The sequence below is a fragment of the Rhodanobacter glycinis genome (assembly GCF_006438785.1).
GTDB lineage: Bacteria > Pseudomonadota > Gammaproteobacteria > Xanthomonadales > Rhodanobacteraceae > Rhodanobacter > Rhodanobacter glycinis_A.
In genome coordinates, this window is sequence record NZ_RCZB01000001.1 from 141,146 (window position 1) to 167,511 (window position 26,366).

Consider the following 26,366-nt stretch of genomic DNA (forward strand, 5'->3'; position numbering starts at 1 on the left):
GATTCTCTCTCCACGTTCGGGACCAGAAATAAATCGGACTACACAGTTTGCGCAGCAATGTTAAGTTGTGCGAATCCCCTGGGTCAGCCTGTCGGAGTTCATCATGCCCGTTGCCTCTCTCCCCCGGTCGCCGTCTGGCGCGCGCCGCACGTTTGCATGTCTTGCCGTGGCCCTATCGATGGCCCTCGCGACCGCCGCCGTCTATGCGCAGGATCCGCGAACCGACCTGGTACCTCCGCCGCAGGACACGCCGTATGCCGGCACGATCGCGCTTCATGTCGATGCCGGCGACACGTTGCAGGGCATCTTCCGCGTGCACGAGACGATCCCGGTGAAGGCTGGCGCGTTGACGCTGCTGTATCCGCAGTGGATTCCCGGCGATCACTCGCCGACCGGCCCGATCGCCATGCTCGCCGGCCTCAAGCTCAGCGCCAACGGCAAGCCGCTTAAATGGAAGCGCGACAAGTACAACGTGTATGCGTTCCATCTCGACGTGCCCGCGGGCGTCACCAGCGTCGATGCGACCTTCCAGTACATGTCCGGCCGCACCGACAGTGCGGGGTTCGAGATCACCGACCGCATGATGGACATGGAGTGGAGCAAGGTGTCGCTGTATCCGGCCGGCTATTTTTCGCGCGGCATCACGTTTTCGCCCAGCGTGACGCTGGCGCATGGCTGGCAGCTCGGCACCGCGCTGGACACGACTTCGCAATCGGGCGACACCACCACCTTCAAGCCGGTGACATTCAACAACCTGGTCGATTCGCCGATCTACGCAGGTCGGTATTTCAAGCGGGTCGATCTCAACCCGGGCGGCGCGGCGCCGGTGCACCTGGACATCGTCGCCGACGCACCGAAGTACCTGGAGATGACGCCCGAGCAGTTGAAGGTGCATCGCGCGCTGGTGACGCAGGCGGTCAAGCTGTTCGGCTCGCATCACTACGACCATTACGACTTCCTGTTCTCGTTGTCGGATGTCTTGGCTGGCAACGGTACCGAGCACCACCAGTCCAGCGAGGACGGCATGGATGCCGACTACTTCACCGCCTGGGCCGACAACGCGCCCAACCGTGACCTGCTGGCGCACGAATACGCGCATTCGTGGAACGGCAAGTTCCGTCGTCCGGCCGATCTGTGGACGCCCAACTTCAACGTGCCGATGGGCGATTCGCTGCTGTGGGTATACGAAGGCCAGACGCAGTACTGGGGTTTCGTGCTGACCGCCCGTGCCGGGATGTGGACGCCGCAGGAATACCGCGACGCGCTGGCTATGGTTGCTGCCAACTACGATCGCAACCGCGCCGGTTTCGACTGGCGCACGCTCGAGGACACCACCAACGATGCAACCGCCGCTCGCCGTTCGGGCCTGCCGTATCGCAGCTGGCAGATGAGCGAGGATTACTACAGCGGCGGGCAGATGCTGTGGCTGGCGGTCGATGCCAGAATTCGCGCGCTGACGCACGACGGGAAATCGCTGGACGATTTCGCGCGTGCTTTCTTTGGTGTCGACAACGGCAGCTTCGTGACGAAAACCTATACCTTCGACGACGTGGTCGCAGCCTTGAACGGCGTGGCGAAAGATGACTGGGCAAGCTTCCTGCACGCGCGGGTCGATGTGAACCAGCCGCCGTTGCTGAGCGGCCTTGCGGCATCAGGCTGGAAGCTGGTCTATACCGATCAGCAGAGCGCGTACGAAAAGCAGTACGACAGCCGGCCGGAACCATCCCGTCATATGTACAACTTTGCGTGGTCGATCGGTCTGACGATGAACGACAAGGGGGAGGTCAACGACGTACGCTGGGACGGGCCGGCATTCAAGGCAGGTGTCAGCACCGGCGCCACGTTGACTGCGGTGAACGGACAGACCTATTCACGCGATGTGCTGAAGAGCGCGATCGCAGCGGCCAGGGACAGCAAGACGCCGATCCAATTGCTGCTGAAGTACCAGGGCGGCTATCGCACGGTGCCGGTGGATTATCACGGTGGTCTGCAATATCCGCATCTGGCACGCATCGAAGGCGCGCCGGACTATCTGAGCGAGATGATCGCAGCGCGCAAGTAGACGTCGGTATCCAGGAGGATGGGGTAGTTGACCGGATTCAACTACCTCCGTCCTCGATTGCATAAAGGGGCCTGCTCAACTTGTCCCCGTTCATGACGGCGCCGCTCACGCCGCTCAGCGTGCGTCCGCAGTCACCCGCCAGACCGTGTCACCGACATCGTCCGCGATCAGCAGCGCGCCATCTTTATCCGTTACCAGCCCGACCGGTGCGCCGTACAACTGTGTCTCGTCATTCGAGTGAAAGCCGGTGACGACGGGCTGGGGCAGGCCGACCGGCTTGCCGTTCTGGAAGGCGATGAAGGTGACGCGGTAACCGCTCAGTGGCGAGCGGTCCCAGCTGCCGTGCTCGCTGATGAAAGCACCACCGTGATACTTCGCCGGCAGCGCGTTGTTGTCGGAGAACAACAACCCCAAGGCGGCGACATGCGAGCCCAGCGCGTAATCCGGCTTGATCGCCTTGCTGACCAGATCCGGTCGCTGCGGCATCACGCGGCTGTCCACGTGCTGGCCGTAATAGCTGTAGGGCCAGCCGTAGAAACCTCCCTCCTGGACGGAGGTCAGGTAGTCCGGCACCAGGTCGGCGCCGATCTCGTCGCGTTCGTTGACGATCGCCCAGAGCTTGCCGGTGGTCGGCTCCCATTGCAGCCCGGTCGGATTGCGCAGGCCCGACGCGTAGATGCGGCTGGCGCCGGTGGCCACATCGACTTCGAGCACGTCCGCGCGACGGTATTCCACGGCCAGCCCGTTCTCGGTGATGTTGCTGTTGGAGCCGACGCCGACATACAGCTTGCTGCCGTCCGGGCTCGCCAGCAGTGCCTTGGTCCAGTGGTGGTTGATGGTGCCCGGCAGGTCTGCGAATGCTACGCCGGGCGCGGTGATCTGTGTTTCCCCCGTCACGTAGGGAAACTTCACGATGACGTCGGTATTGGCGACATAGAGGGAATCACCGATCAGCTGCACGCCGAACGGTGAGTGCAGGTGCTCGATGAAGACATGCTTCTCCCACTCGCCATCGGCGCCGTTCTTGCGCAGCAGGGTGATCCGGTTGCCGCCCTTGGCACCCTTGCCCGAGAGGTTCTTGACCTTGCCGGCAATCAACTGCTTGGGGGTCGTCACCGGCTCGGTGCCGGGGCCATTGGACTCCACCACCAGGACATCGCCGTTGGGGAGTGCCAGGAGCTGACGTGGGTGCATCAGGCCACTGGCGATCTTTTCGATCTTCAGTCCAGCCGCCACCTTGGGCGCCTGACCTTGAGCCCAGCCAACTCCCTTGGGAACCTGCATGGGCGGTATCAGGAAGTTCCGGGCCTGGGGCAGTGGCGGGTTGTCGCCCGACTGCTGCGCAGGCTCAAACGCCGCTTTTCCGCTGCAGCCAGCGAGGATTGCCACGAAGGTCAGCGCCAGCGCGTTGCGATAGACGATCTTAGTCATGGACGAAATCCCCCGATGCGGAGTGCTGCACGGCAATGACAATGTGGGCAATCGACAGCAGGATTACCGTGCAGACCGAAAGCCAGACGCCGGCGGGAACCACCGCGTAGGCATCGCGGCTGTGCATGAAAGCGTTGAAGATCGCCGCGACGATGGCACACAGGTTGAGCCAGAAATCGAGCTTGTCGGTGCTCGTGGAGTACCGCCTGCCAGTGATCCAGACCTGGACCAGGTTGATCAGACGCGGGATCACCGCAAACAGCAGCCCGAACACGATGAGCCAGGCAGCACCTTTTCCCCACATCACCTCGGCGCTGCGGGCATAGATGATGTCGAAGATCAGCGCGGCGACGAAGAAGCCGAACGGGATCGGGTTGAGAAGTCCGTAGATGGCATTGGCCACGACGGAGCGACGCGGTGCGGTACGAGAGCTCATGGGCTGCGGTCTCGATAGGATGAGGGGATACGCGTGGGCCTGCGGCATTGCGCGTTGCTGTTCCCAAGGCCTATGCGCGCCGTTGGATTAGCGGCGCACGCTAGTCGGCTCGGTGTGTGTGGCATGTCTAGATGCAGGGCACGTTCTTGGAAACAGGAGCCGGTCCGAGGAATACCCCAACGTGCGCTTTCCCCCGTTCAAGCGGCGGAGCAGATCATCCTGATCTGCTCTGCTGCCTCGCGATGGGCCCGCGTGCTACTTCTCGAGCGCCTTCACTGCATTGAGCGTTTCTGCCACATGTTTCTTCGGGCTGAGGTCCGAATAGACATGGGTGATTTTTCCCGACGGGGCTATCACGTACGAGGTCCGGTTCGACCAGCCGGGCCTCAGCAGCAGCATGGCGTCGTACTCCTTCGCGATCTTTGCACCGTCATCGGCGGCGACCGGGAACTTGCCGCCGCAGTGTTCGGTTTCCTTCGAAAAATCGGCCAGCTCGGTGATGTTGCCGGCGGTGACGCCGATCACGGTGGCGTGCTGCGCCTTGAACTTGTCGATGGCCTCCGAGAACAGGTGAGCCTCCACGTTGCAGCCCGCCGTGTGTGCAGCGGGGAAGAAATAGACCACCACGGGCCCCTGCTTCAGGGCGTCGGCGAGCTTGAAGGTGAAGGGCTTGCCGGCGAGATAGGCCGGTGCGGAAAAATCGGGTGCCTGGGTGCCTTCCTTCAGCGCGGCGAAAGCCGGCGACGCGAGGGTGGCGGTAACGACAAGGGCGAGTGCGGCGAACTTCATCGAAGACTTCATGGCAACAATCCTGGGACGGTGGGGGAGGGCAACAGCTTTATACGCCAAAAGCGCCCGGGCGGATGCGGCGGCGCAGCGACCCTCAGGCTTCGACCAGGTTGTCCTTCTCGGTATCGGCGATGACCCGATTGCGCCCGGCGCGCTTGGCGCGATAGAGCGCTGCATCCGCTTCCTTGCAAAGCCGTTGCAACTCGTAGCCGGAACTGTCGGTGGAGGCCAGGCCGACGCTGGCGGAAATCGATATGCCATCTCCATCTTCTTCCATCGGGGTTGTTCCGATGGTAATCCGGATGCGATTGGCGATATCCATACCCTGCTCGCGAGAACACTCGTGCAGCAGGATGCCGAATTCCTCGCCGCCCAGGCGGCCAAACAAGTCGGTGGGGCGCAGGTGCTGCTGGCAGATGGCGACGGCACGTTTCAGCACGGCATCGCCCATGGCGTGGCCATGCGTATCGTTGACCTGCTTGAAGTGGTCCAGGTCGATCGATACCAGGCAGGCATGGCCCAGCTTTTTCTGCAGCAGGCGCAGGACCCGCTCGGCTTCGCTGATGAAATGCTGGTGGTTGAAGATGCCGGTAAGGCTGTCATGGTGGGACAGCCGCTTGAAGCCAAGCTGCGAGCGCTTGAGTCGGTAGAGCCAGAGCACGATGGAGGCGAGGGCCATCAATAGCAGCGCGATGTACAGCCGGCTGGTCTCCACTGCCTTGGTGTCCAGCGCCTGCTGCAACCTCAGGACGCTGTTCTGCTTGCCGAGCGCTTCGGTCTCCAGTTTGTGGGCAAGTACCTGCTGCTCGACTGTCTGATAGGCCAGTGCCTGCGCGGCAGCATCGTCGATCGCGCCTTTGTCCTGCGTGACGTACTGCTCGTAGTAGGAGAGCGCGGACGCCATGTTGCCGCGGCGCTTCGCGATCCGGTAGAGCACCTCGTACGCGTTCTTCTGCCAGTCGTTGATCTCGCCAGGTCTTGCCAGTGCCACCGCTGTCAGGGCCGCCTTGCGGGCGTCGTCGTCCCTGCCCATTTCTTCATAGGCCTGGGCGCGGTGCACCAGCGCTGACAGGGTATGCGGGTAATAGTGGTTTTTCAGAATGCTCGGTGCCACGCGGTCGAGCAGCGTCAGGGCCTTGGCCGGCTGGTGGTCTTCCAGATGGAGGGTAATCAGGATGAGTCGGGCAGCAGTGGCGTAGATGGGTTGCTGAGCCGCGTCACAGGTATCAATGGCCTGCTTCAGATCGGGGCTCGAAGAAGTCAGTTTCTTCGCGTTGTAAAGCGCTGCAACCCGCTTGTAGTGGGGGTCGCACAGGCTGACACCTGCCGGAACCGTGTCCTCCATCATGCGGGCGTACTGGATGGCCAGATCGGTTTGGCCGGCCAGGTTCAGCATCTGGGACAGGCCGCTTAGCACCTGGAAGCGTGTTGTCCTGTCGTGGATCTGAGGCAGATCGGTCGCCAGCTGTTGAGCCAGTTTGAAGGCGTCTTCATAGCGGTGACTGCCGGCCAGGTTGGTCAGGAGAACAACCGATGCTTTTGCGGCAAGCGTCGGATCACCCGAGCGATCAATCACGTCGCGCAAGGGCTTATTCGCCGCCCCGAAGTTGCCTTCCAGCGATACCTCCAATGCGTCCAGATATTGCAGTTGCCATTGTTCGGCGGTTGTCAGTGGGGGGGACTCGCGATGAATCTGCACCAGTCGTTGGGCGAACTGTCGGTGGTCCTTGACGCGTAGATTCTCGGTCTGAGCCAGAAAGCTGCCCGGATCGGTGATCTTGCCGGTATCGGCGGCATGCCCGGTTTGAATCAGGATGCATAGAACCAAGCCCGCCAAGGCGGTGCCTGGTCCTCTGCGTTGTCGCCAAAGTGTCACGTCGCGTCTTTCTATCGCTTCGACAGCGTATCGTTGTCAGGCTCGGACGGCTGCGATGAATCGGCATCGCCCTGATCAGACTCCTCGTCTTCATGTCCCGGAGAATGGACGATCTGCGGCTCGAATCTCGGCTTGTTTCCAAGCTCTTCGGAAAGAAGCGAGCTATTGCCCGCAGCGACGGCTGCCTTCAGGGCTTCTGACGCATTCGCCTGTTCGAGGATCGGTGCAAGTTCCTCGGCGGACGCATGGCGCAGCGAAGCGTCCTGGCCGATGGTGCTCAGCAGTTCAATCGTGTCTGACATGTTTTCCCCCTGTGATCCCGTTATGCGGAAGGCACCTGCTCAGGCGCTTTCCGCGACCAGTTGCTCATCAAGCGCTGCCAGCCGGGCACGGATCAGCCTATTCTGCTTCAAAGGCGCTGCGGGTGGCAGTACTACAGTTTCTTTGGCGGTCATCGCAATCGTTGGCAAGTCACGCAGAGCCACGCGCTGGATATCCGGGCGTTGGATCGGCAGTGTGGCCGCCGCATAGATGAGCACCTCGTGATCCAGCGGATAGTCCTGCGCGAGCACGTCCACCAGCACCTGGCGGTAGGCCGAGCCCGTCGTGAAGCGGGTCAACGAGAGGTCGCCAACCAGCCCGACCTGCCAGAGCACCAGATAGCCCGTGGGGTCGATACGACGCTCGTAGAACAGCAGCTGGCTGGCTTCGAAGTGCTGGCAGCCAAAGCGGCCGGGATCGATGCCCAAATCAGCGTACAGGCAGTCCTCGGCGGAGATGCCGGGCTCCATGTGGGCGTGAAAGCCTTCCGCACGGGCTACTTCGATCACCTTGTGCGGCGACCAGGCGAATACCCCCGGGTGTCCGTAGAACACGCCGCAGACGCGTTTGCCCGCGCGGACCTCGGTCATCATCACGTCGACCCACTGCTGGTAGGTGACCCTCCGCGACTTTCCCTCGGCGTAATAGGGATGCAGGCTGCGCACATCCGGGTGCATGCGTTCCAGCCACAGCTCCACGACGCCATCGGACAGTGCGGCGAACACCACGTCAGCCTGCTCGATATGGCTGCGTGCCAGCGGGGTGAGGTGGGAGCCCAGGGTCATGCCCAAGCCAACGCAGGCCAGGCTGCCGCGTCGGGCGCCGTTCGATGGCGGAATAGTCAGCGTGTCCATCATTCGATAGTAGGACACTACCGGGGCTGAAGCACGCCGGGATTGAGAACGACAAAGCCGATGGGAAGAGTGGGGCGGCCCGGGTTTGACGGACAGCTTTCAAGCCTCCTTGCGGTCATCTCCGGCCGGCTGCCAGTGGAACAGCTCGTCGATCCGTTTGCCGAATACATGCGCGATACGGAAGGCGATGTCGAGCGAGGGCGAATAACGCCCCTGCTCGATCGCGGCGATGGTCCTGGCGGGTGAGGCCAACACGCTTGCCCAATTCGGCCTGCGTCATGTCCTGCGCGAGGAACCGCAGCAGGCGCACGTCGTTGGTCGAGGACTCAGTGGACAAGGCGCGGCCTCCGGTAGCCGATCAGGATCAGCGCGTAGCGCGCCGTCTCGGCCAGCACGATGAACAACAGCGCGGTGTTGACGAGCTTCCAGCCAGCATTGTTGAACGGCATGACCATGACGCGCGACCCGTACGGCCTATTTCATTAACATCATGTCAAGCAAATCAACCAAGTGGCCAGATGAAACTGCTCTTCCGGCTCGCAAGGCCCGGCTTAGCGCCGAGTTGCCAGCACGCCATCAAGCGCGAGCTGCGCCTTGAACCCGGCCTTCTCCAGGCGCTTTTCCACCTCGCGCGGGACATTGCGGCCGCTGGTGAGTTTGTTCGGGCTGCCGGTGTAGTGGAACAGGCGTCCACCGCGGCGCAGCACGCGCGCCAGCTGATCGTAGAAAACCTGCGAGTACAGCTCGCCGGCGATGCCGAAGCGCGGCGGGTCGTGCAGCAGCGCGTCCACCGAAGCGTCGGCGACCTGCGTGATCGCCTGCGACACGTCGGCATGGGTGAGTTGCAGGCGGCCGCCGCTGGCGGGGACGTCCGGGTCAACCTCATCAGGATCAGGCGACCATGGGTTGAGCGTGCGCAGCCACAACACATCGGCGTTCTTCTCGAAAGAGTGGATGCGCGCCACGCCAGCTTCCAGACAGCAGGCTGCGAAGTAACCGAGGCCGCCGCAGGTATCGAGCACCACCTTGCCGCGCGGCTCGATCAGCGCCACCTTGCGGCGCGCATCCTCGAACGGCGATTCCTTCGAGGTGGGCAGCATCTTGATGCCGTCGATCTCGAAGGTTGGCGCACCCCACTCGGTGGGCACCAGCTTGATCAGCGAGCCGGAATAGCGCGACACCGGCGCGAATTCGTCGCCGTCCCAGTAATAGATCGCGCGGTCTTTCAGCTTGTGCGGATACGGATAGTGCTGGCTCCGCCACTGCCAGCTGTCCGGTTCCAGTGACGCGTTGCCGTTCGAGCGGCCCAGGTCCAGCGAGCCGGCCCATTCGCCCGCACCGGCATCACGCGCGGCCAGCAGTGCCTCGGCCGTCGGGCGCGTGAGCAGGGGGCCGGAATAATGCGGCACGGCGGGCAATCTCCTGAAATAGCGGTAATGAACCGGCGACAGCTTGCCGCAACGCGACGAAGGGGGCGGCATCGTAACCCACTGGCATGGCTGGAGCGGAGTGCATGGCGGAAAAAAACAAAGGAGGGTCAGGTTGGGCCATGCCTGGAGACAATTGAATGCCTCCATCGCGAACTCATTGCCGTATGCGGTATCGCAGCGTGCCAATCGACGGCACGCGACTCATCGGGCTTGAGGTGGCGCTGGTTGCTGCCATCGGTCGGTTTAGCCCGCCGGGCTTACCACTGCAGCTACTGGTGCGTGGCTTGCGGCCACCGCAGACACGGGCACCTTCGTCGTGAGCATGGCGCCCAGCGCCAGCAGGCAAATCAGGGCACAGGCGCTGAACAGGGTCTGCAGCATCAAGGTTTCGAATTTCATGGTTGTTCTCCGAGCTGTGAGGAAATGAAGCTTTCAAGGGATGGATGGCAAGTGGCGTGCCAACTTCGCGGAAGTGTGGAAACCCGCATTCCCATGCGATTTCCTCGATTGCTATCGCCAAGGTCCGGTTGTCCGCGGACGATCGGGCTGTCCGGACACGGTGTGCCGGACGGTGGTGCGGACATCACGCCCAAGTGCGGCGGCGCAGGCTGGCACGCCGGGTTCCCGCGACATGGATGGCCGCTGTTTCCACGCTACCCTTGCGACTCTGTCGTCGCGATCGCTTCGGAGGTGAAATGTGGCTGTTCTCGTGGGGTTTTCCGGCAGCCTGCGCAAGGGCTCGTTCAATGCCGCGCTGTTGCGTGCCGCTGGCGCGATGATGCCGGTCGGCAGCCGGCTGGAGATGATGTCGATCGCCGCATTTCCGCTGTACAACGGCGACGATGAAGCCGCGCACGGCATCCCTGCCGAGGTCACTGCGCTCAAGGACGCGATCGCGGCGGCCGACGGCCTGCTGATCGCGACGCCCGAATACAACAACAGCATCCCCGGCGTGACGAAGAATGCGCTGGACTGGCTAACGCGACCGCCGGCCGATATCCCGCGCGTGTTTGCCGGCAAGCCGGTGGCGGTCATCGGCGCATCGCCCGGCGGCTTCGGCACGATCCTGTCGCAGAATGCCTGGCTGCCGGTGCTGCGCACGCTTGGTGCGGAACTCTGGACCGGCGGCCGCCTGATGGTGTCGCGCGCGGGCAGCGTGTTCGATGCCGATGGCGCCATCGTCGATGCGCGCACCAGCGATTCGCTGCGCCAGTTCGTGGAAGGTTTCGCTGCTTTCGCGCAGGCCGGCTCGATGAGGGTGATCTAAGGGGGCCTGCCGGCAGGATCGCGCCTTTCCGTGTTGCTGCCGCGGGCCTATCCCGATTGACCTGCGACTTGCGAGGGGCTCAGCCCCAGTACGCGGCGCATGCAGCGGGCCATGTGACTGGGGTGCGCGAAGCCCGCCTCCAGCGCAATCTCCGTCATGCTCCTGCCGCCTTCGAGCAGGCGCAGCCGTGCGCGTTCCACGCGGCGTTCGAGCACGAAGCGATGCACCGGCATGCCGACGGCTTGCCTGAACAGCGGTTTGAAGTGGGACAGGCTGAATCCCGCCACGCTTGCGAGTTCGGCCAGCGTGAGGTCTTGATCGAGATGGGCCTCGATGTATTCGATCACGTGGCGCAATCGCCATGCCGGCAACGCACGACCAGGTTTTGCGGCCGGGGCTGCGTTGCGCGATTGCAGTGCCAGCAGACGTGCAGCAAGCGCGGCGGCGAGGCTGTCGGCGAAGAGTCGGCCGCCCGGATACGCGTCGTGATCCTCGGCTTGCATCATCCAGCCAATGCGCTCGATCTGCGGGTCGCGTATGTGGATCGACGGTGCGAGTTGAGCCTCGTGCGAGCCCAGGCCCATGGCGTCCGCGGTGTCCAGCAACAGCGAGGGCGTCAGCCGCAGCAGCAGGGAACGTGCAGGCCGCAACAATGTCCAGCGGGTACTTGAATGCGCGGGCACCACGCAGAACTGGCCATGGAGCCGAACGCCGTGCCGCTCGCAATGGCCCGCGCGATAGGAGACCGGCACCGGATCGCCCAAGTGAAGGCAGAGCACATGACGATGATCCACCGGTGAATCGAACAATCCGAATGGCACGGGCGACGTGAGTACGTCCAGCAGTGGCAGGCGGTGCGGGTCGGCGCCCGCCAGTAGCGCGGCCGGAGGGCTGGGATAGCACGTGGGTCGGTCGATCATGCACTGATCCTTCTACGCGCTGCGGCCTCGATGCAAGTGCCGAAAATCATCCGCCTGTACCCGATGCCGGCCGTTTGTGCGCGCGCTGTTGCAGCGGCGCTGCCAGCATGCCGGCAAGCAAAGCACTTGCCGCATGGAGATCCGGAATGAGGCGTAGACAGTTTCTGATGTTGACCGGTGCCACATTCGCCGCCGGCGTCGTTGGCGCGCGCGTGTCGCATGCCGACACTCATCGCGGCGCCACGGGCGCCGGCCTTTTGAAACCCATGGATGCCGTAGCGTTCCGTGCGACGCGACGATTCGCCGAGCTCCCGTTCGGCCGGATCGCGTATGTCGAGCGCGGCTTGGGCGATGCGGCGTTGTTTCTGCACGGTGCGCCGCTCAACGGCTTTCAGTGGCGCGGCGCGATCGATCGGTTGTCCGCCCACCGGCGGTGCGTGGCGCCCGATTTCATGGGCCTCGGATATTCGCAGATTCCCGAGCACCAATCGCTGGCCGCCGACGCCCAGGCCGGGATGCTCGCAGCCTTGCTCGACAAGCTCGCGATCCGCAAGGTCGATATCGTCGCCAGCGATAGCGGCGGTGCGGTGGCGCAACTGTTCGTCGTCCGCTATCCCGAGCGCGTGCGCACGCTGCTGCTGACGAATTGCGACGTCGAACCCGACAGCCCTCCGCCCAAGGTCAAGCCCGCGATCGAGATGGCGCGCGCCGGAACGCTCGCGGGTGCCACCGCCCAATGGCTCACCGACAAAACGCTGGCGCGCTCGACGTTCGGTGCTGCGGTATACAGCGATCCCAGCCGTTTCGCTGACGAGACCATCGAATACTACGTGGAGCCGCTGGTGAGTTCGCCGTTGCGCCGGGCGCAATACCACGCGTTCCACCTCGCACTGGAGCCGAACCCGCTGCGCGGCATTGAAAAGTCGCTCAAGCGCAGCACGGTGCCGGTGCGGATCGTGTGGGGCGCCAGCGACGATATCTTTTCGCAGGCCGATGCCGATTACCTCGATCGCACGTTTCCGCGGTCCCGGGGTATCCGTCTCGTGCCCGGAGGGAAGCTGTTCTTCCCCGAGGAATTTCCCGAAATCATCGCCGAGGAGGCGCGGCGTCTATGGCGTGCCGCCTGATGTCGATATCACGTTCCAACGGAGCAAACGCCGTGCGATCCATTCTCCTGTTTTTTGCATTGCTGCTGATGTTCGGCCTGGGCCGGCCTGCCGGTGCGATGGAGCCATCTACCGATGCGAGCTCGCTCGACCACATCCTGCTGTGGGGTCGCAACCTCGATCAGGTCACTGCGATCATGGCGGTCAAGCTCGGGTTCCAGGTTCGGCCGGGGCGCGATCCCGGCGGAGTGGCTAACCGCTATGTGCGGATGGCCGACCGCAGCTATCTCGAACTGGAAGGCATCACGCGGCCGGACGCGGACATGGATCCCGGCATGCAGGCAGATCAGGCCGTATTGCGCGGCGGCCCGGGCGCGCGGACGTTCGGGCTGCGTTTGTCGGCGCTCGATCAGGCTCGTGCGTTCCTGAAACACCAGGGCCTGGAGCCCACTGCCATCTTCTCGGCGTCGCCTACGGACCCCGATGGCGCTGGCCCGTCCGCACCTGCGCGCTGGCGGCTGTTTGCCTTCAACCACCAGCCTCTTTCGAGCAACCTGTTCTTCATCGACTACGCACCCGGCAACATCACGCCAGCCAGTGTCGCGGATGACCAGATCGCGCATGAGCATCCCAACACGGCACGCGAATTGTCCGCGCTATGGCTTCTTTCGGCGGACGCGGATGCCGATCGAAAACAGTTCGAGCGCATGGGCTACATGGGCGCGACATCTGTTCGCATCCCGCAGATATCAGCTCGCGGGTATGCGGTGCCGATGGGATCGAAGCGCATTTTCGTGCTGCAACCGGATGGCGCGGGTATCGCTGCTGAAGCGCTGCGCAAAGGCGGCAGTCAGGTGCTTGGCGTCAGCATCGGCGTCGCGGATTTCGACGCGGCAAAAAGGCGGGTCGAGCGTGGATACGAAACGCAACTGACGAGTTACTGCGGATTGCAGGGCGAGTCCTTTCTGGCGCCGACGCAGGGTGACCTCGGACTCTTGATCGAATTCCACGCCTTGTCCGTGCCGGCCGCATCCGCCGGGCACTGCAACTAGCGCGTTTGCCGTTGCGCGATACTTCGGCCATGAACCGACTCCTGCAATGCCTCTGCTTCCTGCTTTTGATCGCACCGGCGTACGCTGCCGAAAGCCAGGCCCCCGCAGCGCGGACCATCGTGCTGGTGCGTCACGGTTACTACGTCCCGGACCCTGCTGCGGATGAACGGCTGGGGCCGCATCTGGCGCCGATCGGCGTGGCGCAGGCGCAACTGGTGGGCGCGCGGCTGGCTGGTCTGCCGACGCGTTTCGACGCGATGTATGTCAGCCCGGTGCAGCGCGCACGCGACACGGCGGCGGTCATCGCCGGCAATTTCCCCGGGCGCCGCTTCGAGGTGGTCGATGATCTCGCCGAATGCACGCCGCCCAGCCGGCGCGCCGAGATCATGGTTCACGAAAATCCGAAGGACCTGGCCGCCTGCAAGACGCAGTTCGACCGGTTGTTCGCCCGCTACTTCAGGCCTGCCGCCGGCCACGAGCGCACCGACCTGCTGGTGTGCCACGGCAACGTGATCCGCTACCTGGTCACCCGAGCGCTCGGCGTCGACACCACGGCATGGCTGGAAATGTCGGTGGGCAATGCCAGCATCACCGAGATCCGCATCGAGGCTGACGGCAGCTTCAAGGTCATTGCCGTCGGCGATGTCGGACATCTGCCACCGGCCATGCTCACCGGGGCGACCGGCGACAGCGAACGCAGCCTGGCGATCCCGCCGCTGCCGCTCGACTGATGGCTCGGCCGGGAGCTGGTGCCGGGTCGGGGCAGGCTGATCCAGCGAGCGCTGCCCACTTCATCCCGGACAGCGAATAGATCCCCAGCGATATGCGCGCGGCGCCGGACGGACGCCACGAAGTTGAAGAGCGGCGGAACCCTCGAGTCGCAGGGCTTCCGCGCCACGCAGGTCATCATCGATTACCTGCCGTCTTCGGTTTCAGCTGAGCCGGGTTGGCAAGAGGCTGTGGGTGGCATCCTTCAGAAGCATCCGTCGTGGCCGATAACCGGTAAATCTCCCCGGCCGCCGGAAACCCGTGCTTCACATGTATTCGCCCTTTACCGCAACTGTCCGCCAAGCCGTCGCATGCCGCTTCCGGGATGTCGGTGGTGAGTTTGGCCGTGCCTACCCAGGGGGGGTGTCCGCGTACATGAACCACCACAAGCTACCCGCAAAGAAGCCGGTCAACCATGTGGACTGGAGCGATCCGCATCTGGAGTCGCTGCTGCGAAAGACCGAAAGCTGGAAGCTCGACAACCGTGGCGTCTATCCGGTGCAGGAGGTACAGATCCATATCGGCTGGGGCGCTGCTGCCGGCAAACCGGCTCTGCTGGTCTGGGAGCGCGACCAGGCGATGGTGCTGGAAACCTGCTTTACGCTGCCGCATGGCGAACATGTTCGGGTGGACAGTCATCTGGGCGACAGCATCCGCACCGTGTGGGGTGTGGTTATCGAAGGGCGCGAAGGGCATCGTGCCGAAGATCGTGCCAACGGGGTCCATGTGTATTGGCTGCACGTGCGTTGAAGGTGAGCCGAAGGATCGGTGGCTGTCTGCAACCATGACGCATGCCTTGCCCCGGTGTTCGCGGTCTCGCCGGCCACGGTGTTCGTTTCCCCCTACAGCTTGCTGTGCTCCACCTGCCGCTCGCGCTGCATCAAGGTCCACTCGGCGTGCTCGGTCAACGCCGCGTCGCCCAGCGAGAGCAGGATTTCGCGCTGCTGAATGGGGTCCTGCGTGCGATCCAGTGCAGCGCGCGCGCCGGCGAAGATGCGCTGCATGAAGCGGTATTGGCGGATCAGTTCCTTGTCGGCCTTGCGATAGGAGTAAGCCTCGCGCACGGCGGCAACGATCGATAGCACGGCCATGATCATCACCAGAAAGATCTTGGTGTCCGGCGCCAGCACGAGCGCAAACGCGGCGAGAAATACGCTGATCGCCACGCCACCCCACAAGCTGATCCTTCCGACCGTTTCGGTGACATGGTGCAGCCCGGTGCGCTCGACGATCTTGCATTCGTAGTAATGCAGCTGTCCGGATTTTCCGGATTCGCCTACCCATTCGGCGATGACATCGGCCAGTGCCGCGGGCGTGGCTTGTTCCGGTTGTATCGACGGATACAGGCTGGCGGCGCGCATGACGTTGCGGATCCAGCCCAGTTCGATGTTCTGCTTCTGCAGGAAATTATCATGGGCGAACTCATGGTCGGCATTTGCCGAGATGCCTGCCCGCCGCCAGTACGATTGTATGCGCAGGCCTTCCGCCAGCGCGCGGTAGTCCAGGTATTTGCGGTGCCAGCCGCGGCGGCGCGCGAGCACGGCCACGGCGCCGCCACTGGCGAACAGCAGCAGGAACAGGTAGATCAGATAGTCCTGCGCGGGCAGGTGCGCATAAAACGTGAATGCGATGCCCATCAGCGCGGCCAGTGTGTAGGTCAGGCGCATCGCCAGCAGCACGCGTTTCTGGAAATGCATGGCCAGCCAGTCCGCCGCATGAAAGGTCTGGTCGATGGTCAGGGTGGCGTTCGACGGAACGCCATGCGGCGCGGCTTCGATCTGGGTGGCGTAGTTGTCGCGTTCGGCATTGAACTCGGCCATTCGCGCAAACATCAGATGGAACTCCGCCGGCAGGCTGACCTGGGTGGCCAGGGTGTCGGCGCTGCGCCAGCCTGCCTGCAACGGCAGCAGCCCCTCAGCCGGAGCACCGTCGGGGTGAGCGCGCGAGCAGACGATGTGATACAGCAGGCTTTCGTCGCCACCGCCCAGCACATGGCGCGTATCGCGACGGCGATCGATCAGGCCGGGCAGCGCGCCGGTCAGGTGATAGTCCACGATCTGCGCGGTGCCGCCGAGCCGGCCCGACGCCTTGCCGTCCCAGATCGCCAGCAGGATGTGGCAATGGCTGGCGATGTACACGCCGGCCTTGGCGTACTGGCGGTCGCGTGGCATGCCCTGTGCTCCGATCGCAAGACTCGGCTGATTCATCAGCTTGGGCAGCAGCACGATCTCGGCCTGGCTGCACAACGTGTCGAAGCTGGCGCGCACCGCGGGGTCGGCAAAGTCGTCCACATACATCTCGCGCGGCAACGGTAGCGGTGCCATCAGGCGCGCACCCTGGGCGAGTGCTTCCTGCGCAACCAGTTGGTCGCCGCCTTCGGCCAGCGCCGACAGCACCACCAGTGGCAGTTCGGGGAAATCGTGGCGCAGTTGCGCAAAAAACTCCCGCACGCGTTGCCGGATCGGTTCGATCTCGCGCGCGGGAATGTTTCGATGGCTGGTGACACCGACAACCAGGGGCGTCATGGGCGGCTTCCGGACGATGGTGGATATCGCGATGGGCAATGCGCGGCCGCGCGACCGTATCGCCGGTCACAGGCGTTGCCGCCTGCCGTTCCATGCGATCGGTCTGGCCTTCTGCCCGACCTGTGGTGATGGCGCTGGCGAGCCTCAGCTGGGCTTGATCCTCGGCACCGTGGTGGTGCGGGGCGCGGGTGCCTGCGGCTCGAAATCCGGCTCTGGCTGCAGCGCGGAGTCGTTGTTCTCTTCTTCCCCGGTGTCCGGGGCGTCCTGATTTTCATTGCCGGTCATTGACATGATGTTCTCCTGTCGTGGTGGTGGAAGTTGCCGTTGGCCGTGCCCAGGTGCGTGCATGCCCGGTACGCGGTGTGCTCGCCTGACTCCATGGCCCTACTTGCATGCAGCGCGTGCTGGTTGTTCCCGGTTGTCGGGCTCGTGGGACGCCCTCGACGGTTGTCGTGGTGCGGCAGGCGCGACTATTTCCTCTGGCTGTCGCCGGATGCCGCCAGCAGCTCCTGCTGGAACGCGGCATTGACCGGGTAGTCGATCCGTTCGCGTTGCAATACCTGCACCAGTGCCGCATCGCGATAGCCGCTGTTCCACAGTTGCCGGATCAGCGGCTGCGCCTCGGCTGTCCTGCCGAGCGCCAGCAGCGCGTCGACCTGCAGCGCCAGCAGACGCGGATCGCCACGCCCGTTTTTCACCGTCTGCATCGCGTGCAGTGCGTCCTCGCGTAGCGGCCGCGCGGTCGGCGCATCGTCCACCGCGGCAAGCGACAACCGCGCGCCTGCCGTGGCCAGCAAGGTGGCGCGATCCTCGGGCTGCCGGGCAAGCAGCGGGTCGAGCACACGCAGGGCCGCGCTTGCCTGCATGCGCGATGCGTCGATCCGGCCTGCGGCACGCGATTGCGCGGCCTGCTCTAGCTGCGCCTCGGCAAACTCGCGCCGCCAGCCGATGTTGGCGGGAGCCTGACGGGTCAGCGTGGCAAAGGTCGCCAGCGCCTGTACGGTGAGTGCGTTCGCTGCGCGCAGGTCGCCGCTCAGGCGCCGCAATCGGGCCAGCTGGGTGGCGTACAGGGCCGCGTGTTCCTGGAAGTCGGTGTTGCTGGGGTCGATCGGCTTCAGTTGCGTGGCGATGTCGACGGCCTGTTGCAGCCGCTCCATGCCGTTCTTGAGATCGCCGGTGAGCGCCTGCGTGCGCCCCAGGATCGCGCGTACGGTCAGCGTGCTGTCGCGCTGGCTGGCGTCCTTCGGGTCACGCGCCGTCAGTGCAGACTCGATGGCATCGTCGGTTGCGTAGTGCGCCACTGCGACAGCCAGTTCGCCACGCATCAGCGCCAGCCTGCCGATGTTGTTGTAGGCCGAGCCGAGAGAGGACATCCATTCCGCATTGCCCGGCTGCGTAGGGGCCAGCTGCTGCATCAGCTGCAGCATGCTGCGGTACTGCACCAGGGCCTCGTCCAGCTGGCCGCGCGCTTCCAGTACATGGCCAATGTTGTTGTCGATCGTGGCCAGCTGAAACCGCAGCTGGGGTTCGTCGGGGGTCAGCAGGTGCGCGCGGTGAAGGAGGGTCTGCGCCGCCACAAAGCTCTGCTGCGCGGCATCCAGCTCGCCCTGGCGCCAGTGGGTCATGCCGATGAACGCCGATACCTCCGCGCAGGCCAGTTGCCTCGAAGTGTTTGCCGGTGCGGCAGCGGCCAGCGGCACGGCCAGTTTCAACGCGGCCTGGTAGGACGCCATGGCAGCGGGCAGGTGGCCCTGATCAAGGCGCACGCTGCCGATTTTTTCGAGCGCCTTGATGCGCTGGGCGAGCGCTTCTTCGGTGACGTCGCCGGTCGGCAGCGACTGGAAATAGTTCATGGCCTGGTTGTCGACCGCCTCCATGATGTCCAGTCGCGATACCTGCGCCAGCTTGTCGTTGAGATCGCCAAGAATGAAATCGACCAGATCTTCGGCCTGTTTCTGCCGGCGTTCGGCGGCGTGGCTGGCGGCCACCGCGGCATTGCGCGCGATGACGGCGGCGATCGCCAGCACGGTGGTCACCGTCATTACCATCACCGCGACCGTGGCCAGTGCCACCACGCGACGGATATGTCGCTGCAGCTCGCGCCGCTTCAATGCGTCGAAGCCGACATCCAGCATGCCGGCGATCAGCTTCAATTTGGCATTGGACTTGCCGTCCTTGCCGGGCCGCACATCCGCTGCAATCGGCTCGGTGCGTTCTTCGCCCAACGCGCCGTTCGCCGTCAGCTGATGGCGCAGCGCCAGCGCGAAGCATTCCTCCGCTTCGCGCCCAAGCTGATCGCTGGCACCGGGTTCACCATCGACGATCAGACAGAAGATGCGCTCACTGCGGCCGAGCCGTTTGAAAGCCAGCACTTCCTGATTGACCCAGTGCGAAACTGCCGAACGCGGCGAGCAGATCACGACCAGACATTCCGATTGCGCCAGCGCCTCGTTGACCTTGTGCCCGAGATCGGTGGCGCTGGCCAGCTCGTCGCGGTCACGGAAGACGGGCGCGAAGCGTGCCGGCGTCACGCCGACCGCCGTGGTCTGGCCGACCAGCCGCCTGGGGATCACGTAGGCTTCCAGCGCCTTGTGCAGCCACGCGGCCCAGGACTTGTCCTGGTGGCTGTAGCTGATGAAGGCGCGGTACCGGAAAGCCGGTGTCGCGGAGGCTTGCGTCATGGCGCACCGCACTCCTGCAGCAGATGACGCATTCCCTTGCCGGGAAGCCCCCATCCATCCAGTCCGACGGGCGGCGCCAGACAATCGACCCCCGACGGCTGTCTGCTACGCAGAAAGATATCATCATAAATGTGATGTAAATCACAAATTATGCACAAAAAAGGAAGTTTACGACTGAGCGAGAGCCCTCCAGGCCATCCGCTGCCGCAGTTGCCGAAACCTCCCGGGGTGAACAAGCTGCCCATCCCGGATGTGAAGACGATTTTCGCCTTCTTCTTGCCTGCGACCCATTTCCTGATGAAACCCTGGGTCAGGATGATCGGCATGAAGACATGGGTCTCGAAATTTCTGCGGACCAGATCGATCGGTATCTCTGGCACCGGACCGGCATCGCCCATGCCTGCATTGTTCCAGAGCACCTCAATGTTCCAGCTGTGCGCCGGTGCGATGCCGCAGGAATCGTCGAATCACGAGTCTGGTCGACACAGCCCTGACGAGGGCCATGCCTTTATCGACACGGAAAGAACGGTGCTGGAATACTGGAGTTGAGCTATCGCAAGTTGCAGCAGTCTTGCCGCGGTTTCCACGTCGGTTCGGGCACATTCCCGTATCGGAATGCGCCCTTCGGCCGATTAGCGCACACCGCCGCCGGCAAGCAATTGTTCGCCAGTGAGCCAGTAGGAATCATCGGAGGCCAGGAACACGGCGATAGAGGCGATGTCGTCCGGCTGGCCGGTGCGTCCCAGCGGTGTCCGCGTGATGGCGTCGGCCTCGAAATCCGAGCCAATGAAACCGGCCGTGTGTGTACCCTCGGTTTCGACCATGCCCGGGTTCAGCGCGTTGACGCGGATCTTGCGCGGGCCCAGTTCGCGTGACAGCACGCCGGTGATGGCATCCACCGCGCCCTTGGTGCCGGTGTACACCGCACTTCCCGGAGGGGTGATTCGGGTGACGACGGAGCCGATGTTGATGATGCTGGAGCCCTCGCCGAGATGCTTGCTGGCAGCCTGGGTCGTCAGCAGCAGGCCGAGCACGTTGACGTTGAAGTGCCGGTGGAAGTCTTCCTCGGTGATCTCCTCAAGCGGGGAGAAGCCATAGACGCCCGAATTGTTGACGAGAATATCCAGCCGGCCGAAATGCTCGATGGCCGCGTCGACGATGGCTTGCGCATCGGCCGCCTTGGAGACGTCACCGCGCACGGAAACCGCCTTGCCGCCGGCTGCACCGATCTCGGTGACGACGGTCTCGGCGCCTGTCTTGCTGGATGCGTAGTTGACGACCACCGACGCGCCCGCGGCGGCCAGTGACTTGGCAATGGCAGCGCCAATGCCTTTGGATGCGCCGGTGACGATGGCGACTTTACCTTTGAGCTTGCTCATGACGTTTCCTGTGTGCGTGGTGTGGAAGGCTTTGTATTCCTATAGTTCGTAACTTATGAACTATAGAACTAAATGTCAAGTGCTGTTAGCATGGATGTCATGAGGCCGCTGGTTCACCCATCGATCGAGGACATCACCGTGGAGGGCATCCTGCATGCCCTATCCGATCCTGTGCGGGTGGCGATCTATGCGGAACTGGCAAGCTCGACGTGTACCAACATCTGCTCGAACTTTCTGCAGGTCAGCGACCGCAGCATCCCCAAATCCACGCTTTCACAGCACTTCCGCGCGCTCAGAGAGGCGGGGCTCGTGCGTAGCGAACGGCATGGCGTCGAAATGCACAACACCAGCCGCTGCATGGAGATCGAGCAACGCTTCCCGGGCTTGCTCGCCGCGATCCTGAACGCACACCGCATCCAGTCCGCAGGCCGCGTCCGCGCCGTCAAGCGCAAGCAGGCCGCCGTCAAAAAGCAGGGTGGCTGATCAGGAGCCAGCTCCCAGAGGGTAGGGGCTTCTGCCTTGTGGTCATCCGATTCAAGCATGCCCGTCGTTCTGCGGGCCACTAGTGAGCCCATCACGGATTGGAGATCACGTTCGGTTTCCAGCTACGTTGATCGGCTGGTGCGGTTCGAACAGGGTGCGCCGATGACCGGTGTTTGCCAGGAAGCGTGGCGGGAAGCAACCGGAAATCACCTTCTGGCGAATGGATGTCCATACGTCCATGCGAAGTATTTCGATTTCCATTCGATGGCGCGACCAGGTTGCTGACTCCTTGATCGGATATTGCCGTCCACCCGTCGCAAGCCCTGCTCAGGCTGGCCGGATGAGGTGCGCGCTTCACCCCTGAGATCGGCCCGTCACTGCTGACACGATGCTGTCAGCAGCTTCCAGCCATGCTGCGCTCACCTTTCGCCGCCGAGCTTTCCCATGTCGTCATCAGGCCTCACCCTGCACGCCACTCGTGCCGCCTTCGGGCTGCCCGATTCCAGCCCGTTCGTGATCAAGACCGAAGTACAGCTGCAGATGGCCGGCCTTGCCTATGACCGGGCATCCGCCATTCCGCCGCAGGCGCCCAACGGCAAGCTGCCTTTCATCAACGACCACGACGAAGTAGTGAGCGACTCCACCTTCATCCGCGCGCATGTCGAGCGCAAGTATGGGGTGGACCTGGACGAGGGTCTGGACGCACCCCAGCGCGCGCAGGCCTGGGCGATCGAGCGGTTGCTGGAGGATCACCTCTACTTTGCGATGGTCTGGTTCCGCTGGATCGATCCGGAGAATTTTGCCAAGGGCCCGGCGCATTTTGCGGATGGCGCGCCCGAGGCGGATCGCGCGCAGCTGCGCAAAGACCTGCAGGCACGCAAGGCTGTCGAGCTGCACGCGCAGGGGCTTGGTCGGCATGCGCCTGCGCAGATCGCTGCACTGGGCAAACGCTCGATCGATGCCTTGGCGCAACTGCTGGGCGATCAGCCGTATCTCATGGGCGCGTCGCCCAGTGGCGTGGACGCCACCGCGTTCGGCGTACTTGCCTGTGTCATCACGCCGTTCTTCGACACGCCGCTGCGCCGCGCGGCGGAAGCCCACCCTAACCTGGCCGCTTATGTGGCCCGCATGATGCAGCGCTACTACCCGCAGCACGCATGGGGTTGATCGCCGACGGCGGATGGGAATCCAGCTGTAGTGGTAGCCGATTACGAAGGCAACGATCGACGCAAGTCCCGCAAGGCCGATAGAAGCTCCGCGGGCTCGCGCACCGACTTGCGGGCCGTACCGATCGCCCGGCGTACGGCGCCCGGCGTGTCGCCCTTTTCGATCAGCGTGATCGCAGGAGCGCGGCACGCCACCAGTGCATCCACCCAGTCGGCTGGTTGCATGACACGGAAACGCCGCGTGACGAGCCGGCTTGCCCGAAACGCCGGGGCCAGTTGCTCCACCCCGGCGACTGCCGCGATGAAGCCATCGATGGTTCGTACCGGAATGGCCGGGTCCATCGCAGTGGCGAGCGCGGCCAGCGCATCCGCTATGCGCCGGCGCAGTACAGCGGTCGAGCGCACGGGCAACACGAACCAGGCGCAGACGACACCGATGATCGCCCCGATCACGATTTCCTCCAGCCGCGGCCACAGGATGCGTGGTGCCGATGCGCCGGCAAAGCCCTGCAGCAGCGCCAGCGCGAGAGTGGCGAACAGCGCCCACCATGCGTACCCCAGCGGGCGCAGCCACACGCCAAGAAAGACCGCGGCAAGGATCAGCGCCGCCGCTGTCGCGTCGTGTGATCCAGCGTGGAGAGTGAACGTCAACGCAAGCACGGTGCCGGCCGCCGCACCCAGCACGCGCAGCACGCTCTTGTAGGCGACATCCAGCCGGCCCCGGTTGCCACTGATGACAATGAAGGCAGTGAGGACGATCCATGCCCATCGCTCGGGGAAGAAGACGTAGCCGACTGTGAAAGATACCGTGAGCGCGATAGCCATCTGGATGGCCATTCGCGTGCTCGCCATCGGTCGTAGCGAGCTTTCGCGTGTTGGTGTCGGTGCCAGGCGTGCCGACGCGCGCACCGATGGCAGAAAACGCAGGCGGCGGGCCAGCGCTTGCAGTGTGCCTACCCACAGCAGGGCCAGCAGCGCGATGAGTATCGGCACCAGCGGCGCCGGAATGGCGCTGGCTGGCACCGCCTGGATGTGCGGTGTAGTGAGCAGCACGACAAACGGCAGCGCGATCAGCGAACCGGCTCGCCGCGCCATCGGACCGAACCGGCGCAGCCAGATCGACACGAACATGCCGGCAACGAAGACCAGCGCACCCAGCCACGGTGCGCTATGCAGCAGCATGCCGACGCCCACCGCGAGCACGCCGACGACAGGCAACGCGATGGCCGCTTCAATGCGGCCGCGCAGGTCGCGATCGAGCTGGCTGCGCGAGAGCGAGAGGCACAGCACCACGGCCAGCACCGCCGGGCCAGGCCCGGGGGCGATCGCCAGCGCGCACAGCATGGTGGCGATGGCGGCCAACATGGTCACGCAGGCTTCCCGTAGTGTGCGCAGGGCCGCAGCTACATTTGCCGCCGTGCCTGGCTGCTGCGTTGTGGTGGCTGCGGAAATCATTTGCGCAACATGGATCGGTGAAGGAGTGGGCCGCCACTTTCTCATGCATGCCGACCTTTCCGACAGTCCGGAAAGTATTGCTGAAAGCGACGAGGCGCAGGGGCGGCTGTGGGCACGTTTTTGTGCAGATCACGCGTGCTCTAGCGCACCGCCGCCGACACCTCGTTGATCAGACGCAGCAGGCCGCGCATGTCGAAGTACGGTGGATCGAGGGTGGAGCCGAGCCGCACGATCACCAGCCGTCTGGATGGCACGATGACGATGCGCTGCCCGTTCATGCCCGAGGCGAAGTAGGCATCGTCCGGCATGCCGGTGATGATGTGACTGCCATCCGCTCCGGTGCCGGTATTGGTCCAGAAGCCGGAGCCGTAGATGCTGTTCAGCGTCTGCTTGCTGACGTAGGCGCTCCATCCTTCGGGCAGGATGCGGCGGCCGTCGAGCATGCCGTCGTCGAGGTAGAGCTGGCCGAAGCGCGCCCAGTCGCGGGCTGAGGCGTAGATGCGCGTGGAACCGACCAGGGTTTGCGCGCCATCGAATTCCATCAGCACGTGACGCATGCCGAGCGGATCGAACAGTTCGCGATGCGCGAAATGGATCAGGCCGGATGCGCCACCACCTATCGCATCGCGCAGCACGCCGCCGAGAATCAGCGTGTTGCCGCTGGTGTATTCCCACTGCGTTCCGGGCGGGATGCGCAGCGCGGCATGGGCGGCGTACGCGGCCATGTCCTTGTGCAGAAACAGCATGTTGGACACCGGATCGAAACCGCTGTCGTCTTCGGTGAGATCGAGCCCCGAGGTCATTCGCGACAGCTGGTCAAGCGTGATGTGGTGACGCGGGTCGTCGAGCGCTTGCCAGGTCGGCACCGGTGCCATCGCGTGCATGTCCAGCTTGCCTTGGCGGACCAGGATGCCGAGCAGCGCGTTCACTACCGATTTGCTCATCGAGTAGCCGAGTTGCGGTGTGTCCGGATGAAAACCGGTGGCATAGCGCTCGGCAACGAGCTGGCCGTCGTGCAGTACCACGATCGCGTGCACGTTGCGGCGCGGGCCGCTGGCCGGCTCTGCAAATGCGTGCGCCAGCGCGTCGACAATGGCCGGATCGGTGTTGACGACTGGCGCTGCAGATGTCGTTGCCGGCGACGCCACTTCGCGCGCTGCCTGCAGCGTCGCCGCATCCGGTGTCGTCGTGGGCAGCGCGCAGCCATAGCCCGGGTAGTAGGTCGCCACGCTGGTGAAGCGACCGTGCCATTGCGCCGTCACGGTTTGCCGCGCGGTGTCGACGGCGTAGCGCAGGTGCGGCAGCAGGATGTGCATGCCCTGCATCGGCGCGATGTTCTCGGCAAATACCCGATCCGGCGCCAGGCCGGAAACGAACACGTCCGCACACAGCGTCTGCGCGACGTTGGCGGTGGCGACATGCAACGCCCGATCCGGCCGCTTCCACGCAGTGAGTCCGGCCACCCCGGCGACCAGCGCCAGGGTGACAAGGAGTTTCAGCCGGATCATTCCCTTCATGCGCTTCGGCACAAGCTTCCTTGATATGCGGTGGTCGATGGATGCCTGCGGATGAGCGGCTGGGCTTGCCGCCCGTGCGTCGCGTGTCGGCGCTACGCTAACCGATCCATCGTGGCCCAGACAGTGACAGGTGTCAGCAACTGGGGCGGGCTTGCCGGCAGGTCGGATGTGGCGTTGTACGATGCGGCTCGAGAACCTCGGCGGAACACAGGATGTCGCAGCAAGCATCACTTCCCGGCTTTGCGCCGGCGGCGGCCACGGATCGACTGTTTCTGGCGATCTTTCCGGATCGTGACATCGCGGCGCAGCTGGCTGCGCTCGCGGCCACCCAATGCGCACATCACGGCTTGCGCGGCAGGCCGCTGGGCACCGAGCGCTTCCACGTCACGCTGTTCCATCTCGGCGACTCGGCCGGCCTGCGCCAGGATGTGGTGGACACTGCATCGAAAGCGGCCTCGCGAGTGCAGGCGACATCGTTCGAGCTGGTTTTCGATCAGGTCGCCAGCTTTGCCGGCCGGCGGGACAAGTTGCCGTTCGTGCTCAAGGCTGACGGCGGCAATGCGCCGTTGCGTGCGTTCCATGCGGAGCTGGCTGAGCAGCTTCGCGAGGTCGGCCTGGCGCATTTTGCGCGTGAGAGTTTCGAGCCCCACGTCACGCTGGCGTACGACGCACGCACGATCGTGCCGGAGGCGGTGTCGCCGGTGCGCTGGCGCGCTCACGAGTTTGTGTTGATCCACAGCCTGCTCGGGCAGACACGCCATATTCCGTTGGCGCGCTGGGCGCTCGTTTGATCGGGTCGGCACGTCGAATCCGCAACGGATGACGCGTTCATCGCGAAGCCGCTATCA

General features: G+C 64.1%; 27 protein-coding genes. 9 read left to right on the plus strand and 18 right to left on the minus strand.

The window, feature by feature from the left end:
• The first annotated feature begins 103 nt into the window (after positions 1 to 103).
• A complete protein-coding gene (locus tag EAH75_RS00680; RefSeq protein ID WP_140652590.1) occupies positions 104 to 2,062 on the plus strand; it encodes a M61 family metallopeptidase in 1,959 nt (652 codons plus the stop codon).
• Positions 2,063 to 2,176: 114 nt separating this feature from the next.
• Here the strand turns inward: EAH75_RS00680 and EAH75_RS00685 are convergent, their stop codons facing one another.
• The 10 genes from EAH75_RS00685 to EAH75_RS19705 all read right to left on the minus strand — a co-directional run bounded on the left by EAH75_RS00685 (position 2,177) and on the right by EAH75_RS19705 (position 9,598).
• Complete coding sequence (locus EAH75_RS00685; protein WP_140652592.1) at positions 2,177 to 3,493, minus strand: PQQ-dependent sugar dehydrogenase; 1,317 nt, start codon at positions 3,491 to 3,493, stop codon at positions 2,177 to 2,179.
• A complete protein-coding gene (locus EAH75_RS00690) occupies positions 3,486 to 3,929 on the minus strand; it encodes a DUF2231 domain-containing protein (protein WP_140653055.1) in 444 nt (147 codons plus the stop codon). The genes EAH75_RS00685 and EAH75_RS00690 overlap by 8 nt, the downstream gene beginning before the upstream one ends.
• Before the next feature lie 255 nt (positions 3,930 to 4,184).
• Positions 4,185 to 4,730: a peroxiredoxin gene (locus EAH75_RS00695; protein ID WP_140652594.1), complete on the minus strand. Its 546-nt coding sequence runs from the start codon at positions 4,728 to 4,730 to the stop codon at positions 4,185 to 4,187.
• An 82-nt stretch (positions 4,731 to 4,812) separates the two neighbouring features.
• On the minus strand, positions 4,813 to 6,555 hold the full coding sequence (locus EAH75_RS00700) for a tetratricopeptide repeat-containing diguanylate cyclase (RefSeq protein ID WP_240046244.1): 1,743 nt from the start codon (positions 6,553 to 6,555) through the stop codon (positions 4,813 to 4,815).
• A 50-nt stretch (positions 6,556 to 6,605) separates the two neighbouring features.
• A complete protein-coding gene (locus EAH75_RS00705) occupies positions 6,606 to 6,896 on the minus strand; it encodes a hypothetical protein (protein ID WP_140652598.1) in 291 nt (96 codons plus the stop codon).
• Positions 6,897 to 6,935: 39 nt separating this feature from the next.
• Positions 6,936 to 7,769, minus strand: coding sequence for an SAM-dependent methyltransferase (locus EAH75_RS00710; protein ID WP_140653057.1), 834 nt, complete (start codon positions 7,767 to 7,769; stop codon positions 6,936 to 6,938).
• 99 nt (positions 7,770 to 7,868) lie between these two features.
• Positions 7,869 to 8,024, minus strand: a complete 156-nt coding sequence (locus EAH75_RS00715) for a helix-turn-helix transcriptional regulator (RefSeq protein ID WP_240046245.1) — start codon at positions 8,022 to 8,024, stop codon at positions 7,869 to 7,871.
• Between the two features lie 71 nt (positions 8,025 to 8,095).
• Positions 8,096 to 8,224, minus strand: coding sequence for a hypothetical protein (locus tag EAH75_RS20005; RefSeq protein WP_275669868.1), 129 nt, complete (start codon positions 8,222 to 8,224; stop codon positions 8,096 to 8,098).
• Positions 8,225 to 8,320: 96 nt separating this feature from the next.
• Positions 8,321 to 9,250, minus strand: coding sequence for a class I SAM-dependent methyltransferase (locus EAH75_RS00720; protein ID WP_193557803.1), 930 nt, complete (start codon positions 9,248 to 9,250; stop codon positions 8,321 to 8,323).
• A 192-nt stretch (positions 9,251 to 9,442) separates the two neighbouring features.
• A complete protein-coding gene (locus EAH75_RS19705) occupies positions 9,443 to 9,598 on the minus strand; it encodes a hypothetical protein (protein WP_170212234.1) in 156 nt (51 codons plus the stop codon).
• A gap of 298 nt (positions 9,599 to 9,896) precedes the next feature.
• Between EAH75_RS19705 and EAH75_RS00725 the strand changes: the two genes are divergently transcribed.
• Positions 9,897 to 10,466, plus strand: coding sequence for an NADPH-dependent FMN reductase (locus EAH75_RS00725; RefSeq protein WP_140652602.1), 570 nt, complete (start codon positions 9,897 to 9,899; stop codon positions 10,464 to 10,466).
• Between the two features lie 47 nt (positions 10,467 to 10,513).
• Here the strand turns inward: EAH75_RS00725 and EAH75_RS00730 are convergent, their stop codons facing one another.
• Positions 10,514 to 11,386, minus strand: a complete 873-nt coding sequence (locus tag EAH75_RS00730; RefSeq protein ID WP_140652604.1) for an AraC family transcriptional regulator — start codon at positions 11,384 to 11,386, stop codon at positions 10,514 to 10,516.
• A 212-nt stretch (positions 11,387 to 11,598) separates the two neighbouring features.
• On the opposite strand from EAH75_RS00730, the gene EAH75_RS00735 reads away from it, so the two are divergent.
• From EAH75_RS00735 to EAH75_RS00750, 4 genes are all read left to right on the plus strand, one after another.
• The gene (locus EAH75_RS00735; protein ID WP_241668844.1) at positions 11,599 to 12,513 is read left to right on the plus strand and encodes an alpha/beta fold hydrolase; all 915 of its coding nucleotides are present in this window, start codon (positions 11,599 to 11,601) and stop codon (positions 12,511 to 12,513) included.
• 68 nt (positions 12,514 to 12,581) lie between these two features.
• Complete coding sequence (locus tag EAH75_RS00740; RefSeq protein ID WP_277752531.1) at positions 12,582 to 13,544, plus strand: VOC family protein; 963 nt, start codon at positions 12,582 to 12,584, stop codon at positions 13,542 to 13,544.
• Between the two features lie 29 nt (positions 13,545 to 13,573).
• Entirely contained in the window at positions 13,574 to 14,275 is a 702-nt protein-coding gene (locus EAH75_RS00745; protein WP_140652608.1) for a histidine phosphatase family protein, read from the plus strand.
• Between the two features lie 412 nt (positions 14,276 to 14,687).
• Positions 14,688 to 15,062 (plus strand): hypothetical protein, encoded by a 375-nt coding sequence (locus tag EAH75_RS00750; RefSeq protein WP_140652610.1) that lies wholly within the window; start codon positions 14,688 to 14,690, stop codon positions 15,060 to 15,062.
• A gap of 92 nt (positions 15,063 to 15,154) precedes the next feature.
• Here the strand turns inward: EAH75_RS00750 and EAH75_RS00755 are convergent, their stop codons facing one another.
• From EAH75_RS00755 to EAH75_RS00770, 5 genes are all read right to left on the minus strand, one after another.
• Complete coding sequence (locus EAH75_RS00755; RefSeq protein ID WP_140652612.1) at positions 15,155 to 16,837, minus strand: hypothetical protein; 1,683 nt, start codon at positions 16,835 to 16,837, stop codon at positions 15,155 to 15,157.
• Between the two features lie 144 nt (positions 16,838 to 16,981).
• A complete protein-coding gene (locus tag EAH75_RS19555; RefSeq protein WP_161596212.1) occupies positions 16,982 to 17,128 on the minus strand; it encodes a hypothetical protein in 147 nt (48 codons plus the stop codon).
• Positions 17,129 to 17,307: 179 nt separating this feature from the next.
• On the minus strand, positions 17,308 to 19,518 hold the full coding sequence (locus EAH75_RS00760) for a toll/interleukin-1 receptor domain-containing protein (RefSeq protein ID WP_140803696.1): 2,211 nt from the start codon (positions 19,516 to 19,518) through the stop codon (positions 17,308 to 17,310).
• On the minus strand, positions 19,515 to 19,937 hold the full coding sequence (locus EAH75_RS00765; RefSeq protein ID WP_205043213.1) for a hypothetical protein: 423 nt from the start codon (positions 19,935 to 19,937) through the stop codon (positions 19,515 to 19,517). Before EAH75_RS00765 ends, EAH75_RS00760 begins: the two co-directional genes overlap by 4 nt.
• Before the next feature lie 213 nt (positions 19,938 to 20,150).
• Positions 20,151 to 20,897, minus strand: a complete 747-nt coding sequence (locus EAH75_RS00770; protein WP_140652616.1) for a glucose 1-dehydrogenase — start codon at positions 20,895 to 20,897, stop codon at positions 20,151 to 20,153.
• A 99-nt stretch (positions 20,898 to 20,996) separates the two neighbouring features.
• Between EAH75_RS00770 and EAH75_RS00775 the strand changes: the two genes are divergently transcribed.
• Together EAH75_RS00775 and EAH75_RS00780 are read left to right on the plus strand one after the other, a co-directional pair.
• Positions 20,997 to 21,380 carry an ArsR/SmtB family transcription factor gene (locus tag EAH75_RS00775; protein WP_140652618.1) on the plus strand — a complete coding sequence of 128 codons (384 nt, stop codon included), beginning with the start codon at positions 20,997 to 20,999 and terminating at the stop codon, positions 21,378 to 21,380.
• 444 nt (positions 21,381 to 21,824) lie between these two features.
• On the plus strand, positions 21,825 to 22,547 hold the full coding sequence (locus tag EAH75_RS00780; protein WP_140652620.1) for a glutathione S-transferase family protein: 723 nt from the start codon (positions 21,825 to 21,827) through the stop codon (positions 22,545 to 22,547).
• Positions 22,548 to 22,588: 41 nt separating this feature from the next.
• On the opposite strand, the gene EAH75_RS00785 is transcribed toward EAH75_RS00780, so the two are convergent.
• Positions 22,589 to 23,911, minus strand: coding sequence for an FUSC family protein (locus tag EAH75_RS00785; RefSeq protein WP_241668908.1), 1,323 nt, complete (start codon positions 23,909 to 23,911; stop codon positions 22,589 to 22,591).
• Positions 23,912 to 24,141: 230 nt separating this feature from the next.
• A complete protein-coding gene (locus tag EAH75_RS00790) occupies positions 24,142 to 25,518 on the minus strand; it encodes a serine hydrolase domain-containing protein (protein ID WP_161596214.1) in 1,377 nt (458 codons plus the stop codon).
• A gap of 212 nt (positions 25,519 to 25,730) precedes the next feature.
• On the opposite strand from EAH75_RS00790, the gene thpR reads away from it, so the two are divergent.
• Positions 25,731 to 26,309 carry an RNA 2',3'-cyclic phosphodiesterase gene (gene thpR / locus EAH75_RS00795; RefSeq protein ID WP_140652626.1) on the plus strand — a complete coding sequence of 193 codons (579 nt, stop codon included), beginning with the start codon at positions 25,731 to 25,733 and terminating at the stop codon, positions 26,307 to 26,309.
• The last annotated feature ends 57 nt before the right edge of the window (positions 26,310 to 26,366 follow it).

Coding starts and splice junctions, on each gene's coding strand:
- EAH75_RS00760 (WP_140803696.1), bottom strand. CDS start 19,518: ATGACGCAAGCCTCCGCGACACCGGCTTTCCGGTACCGCGCCTTCATC.
- EAH75_RS00785 (WP_241668908.1), bottom strand. CDS start 23,911: ATGTTGGCCGCCATCGCCACCATGCTGTGCGCGCTGGCGATCGCCCCC.
- thpR (WP_140652626.1), top strand. CDS start 25,731: ATGTCGCAGCAAGCATCACTTCCCGGCTTTGCGCCGGCGGCGGCCACG.
- EAH75_RS00680 (WP_140652590.1), top strand. CDS start 104: ATGCCCGTTGCCTCTCTCCCCCGGTCGCCGTCTGGCGCGCGCCGCACG.
- EAH75_RS00770 (WP_140652616.1), bottom strand. CDS start 20,897: ATGAGCAAGCTCAAAGGTAAAGTCGCCATCGTCACCGGCGCATCCAAA.
- EAH75_RS20005 (WP_275669868.1), bottom strand. CDS start 8,224: ATGGTCATGCCGTTCAACAATGCTGGCTGGAAGCTCGTCAACACCGCG.
- EAH75_RS00720 (WP_193557803.1), bottom strand. CDS start 9,250: ATGCCGCCCCCTTCGTCGCGTTGCGGCAAGCTGTCGCCGGTTCATTAC.
- EAH75_RS00790 (WP_161596214.1), bottom strand. CDS start 25,518: ATGAAGGGAATGATCCGGCTGAAACTCCTTGTCACCCTGGCGCTGGTC.
- EAH75_RS00750 (WP_140652610.1), top strand. CDS start 14,688: ATGAACCACCACAAGCTACCCGCAAAGAAGCCGGTCAACCATGTGGAC.
- EAH75_RS00745 (WP_140652608.1), top strand. CDS start 13,574: ATGAACCGACTCCTGCAATGCCTCTGCTTCCTGCTTTTGATCGCACCG.
- EAH75_RS00775 (WP_140652618.1), top strand. CDS start 20,997: ATGAGGCCGCTGGTTCACCCATCGATCGAGGACATCACCGTGGAGGGC.
- EAH75_RS00710 (WP_140653057.1), bottom strand. CDS start 7,769: ATGGACACGCTGACTATTCCGCCATCGAACGGCGCCCGACGCGGCAGC.
- EAH75_RS00705 (WP_140652598.1), bottom strand. CDS start 6,896: ATGTCAGACACGATTGAACTGCTGAGCACCATCGGCCAGGACGCTTCG.
- EAH75_RS19555 (WP_161596212.1), bottom strand. CDS start 17,128: ATGTCAATGACCGGCAATGAAAATCAGGACGCCCCGGACACCGGGGAA.
- EAH75_RS00730 (WP_140652604.1), bottom strand. CDS start 11,386: ATGATCGACCGACCCACGTGCTATCCCAGCCCTCCGGCCGCGCTACTG.
- EAH75_RS00690 (WP_140653055.1), bottom strand. CDS start 3,929: ATGAGCTCTCGTACCGCACCGCGTCGCTCCGTCGTGGCCAATGCCATC.
- EAH75_RS00755 (WP_140652612.1), bottom strand. CDS start 16,837: ATGACGCCCCTGGTTGTCGGTGTCACCAGCCATCGAAACATTCCCGCG.
- EAH75_RS00780 (WP_140652620.1), top strand. CDS start 21,825: ATGTCGTCATCAGGCCTCACCCTGCACGCCACTCGTGCCGCCTTCGGG.
- EAH75_RS00695 (WP_140652594.1), bottom strand. CDS start 4,730: ATGAAGTCTTCGATGAAGTTCGCCGCACTCGCCCTTGTCGTTACCGCC.
- EAH75_RS19705 (WP_170212234.1), bottom strand. CDS start 9,598: ATGAAATTCGAAACCTTGATGCTGCAGACCCTGTTCAGCGCCTGTGCC.
- EAH75_RS00685 (WP_140652592.1), bottom strand. CDS start 3,493: ATGACTAAGATCGTCTATCGCAACGCGCTGGCGCTGACCTTCGTGGCA.
- EAH75_RS00740 (WP_277752531.1), top strand. CDS start 12,582: ATGTTCGGCCTGGGCCGGCCTGCCGGTGCGATGGAGCCATCTACCGAT.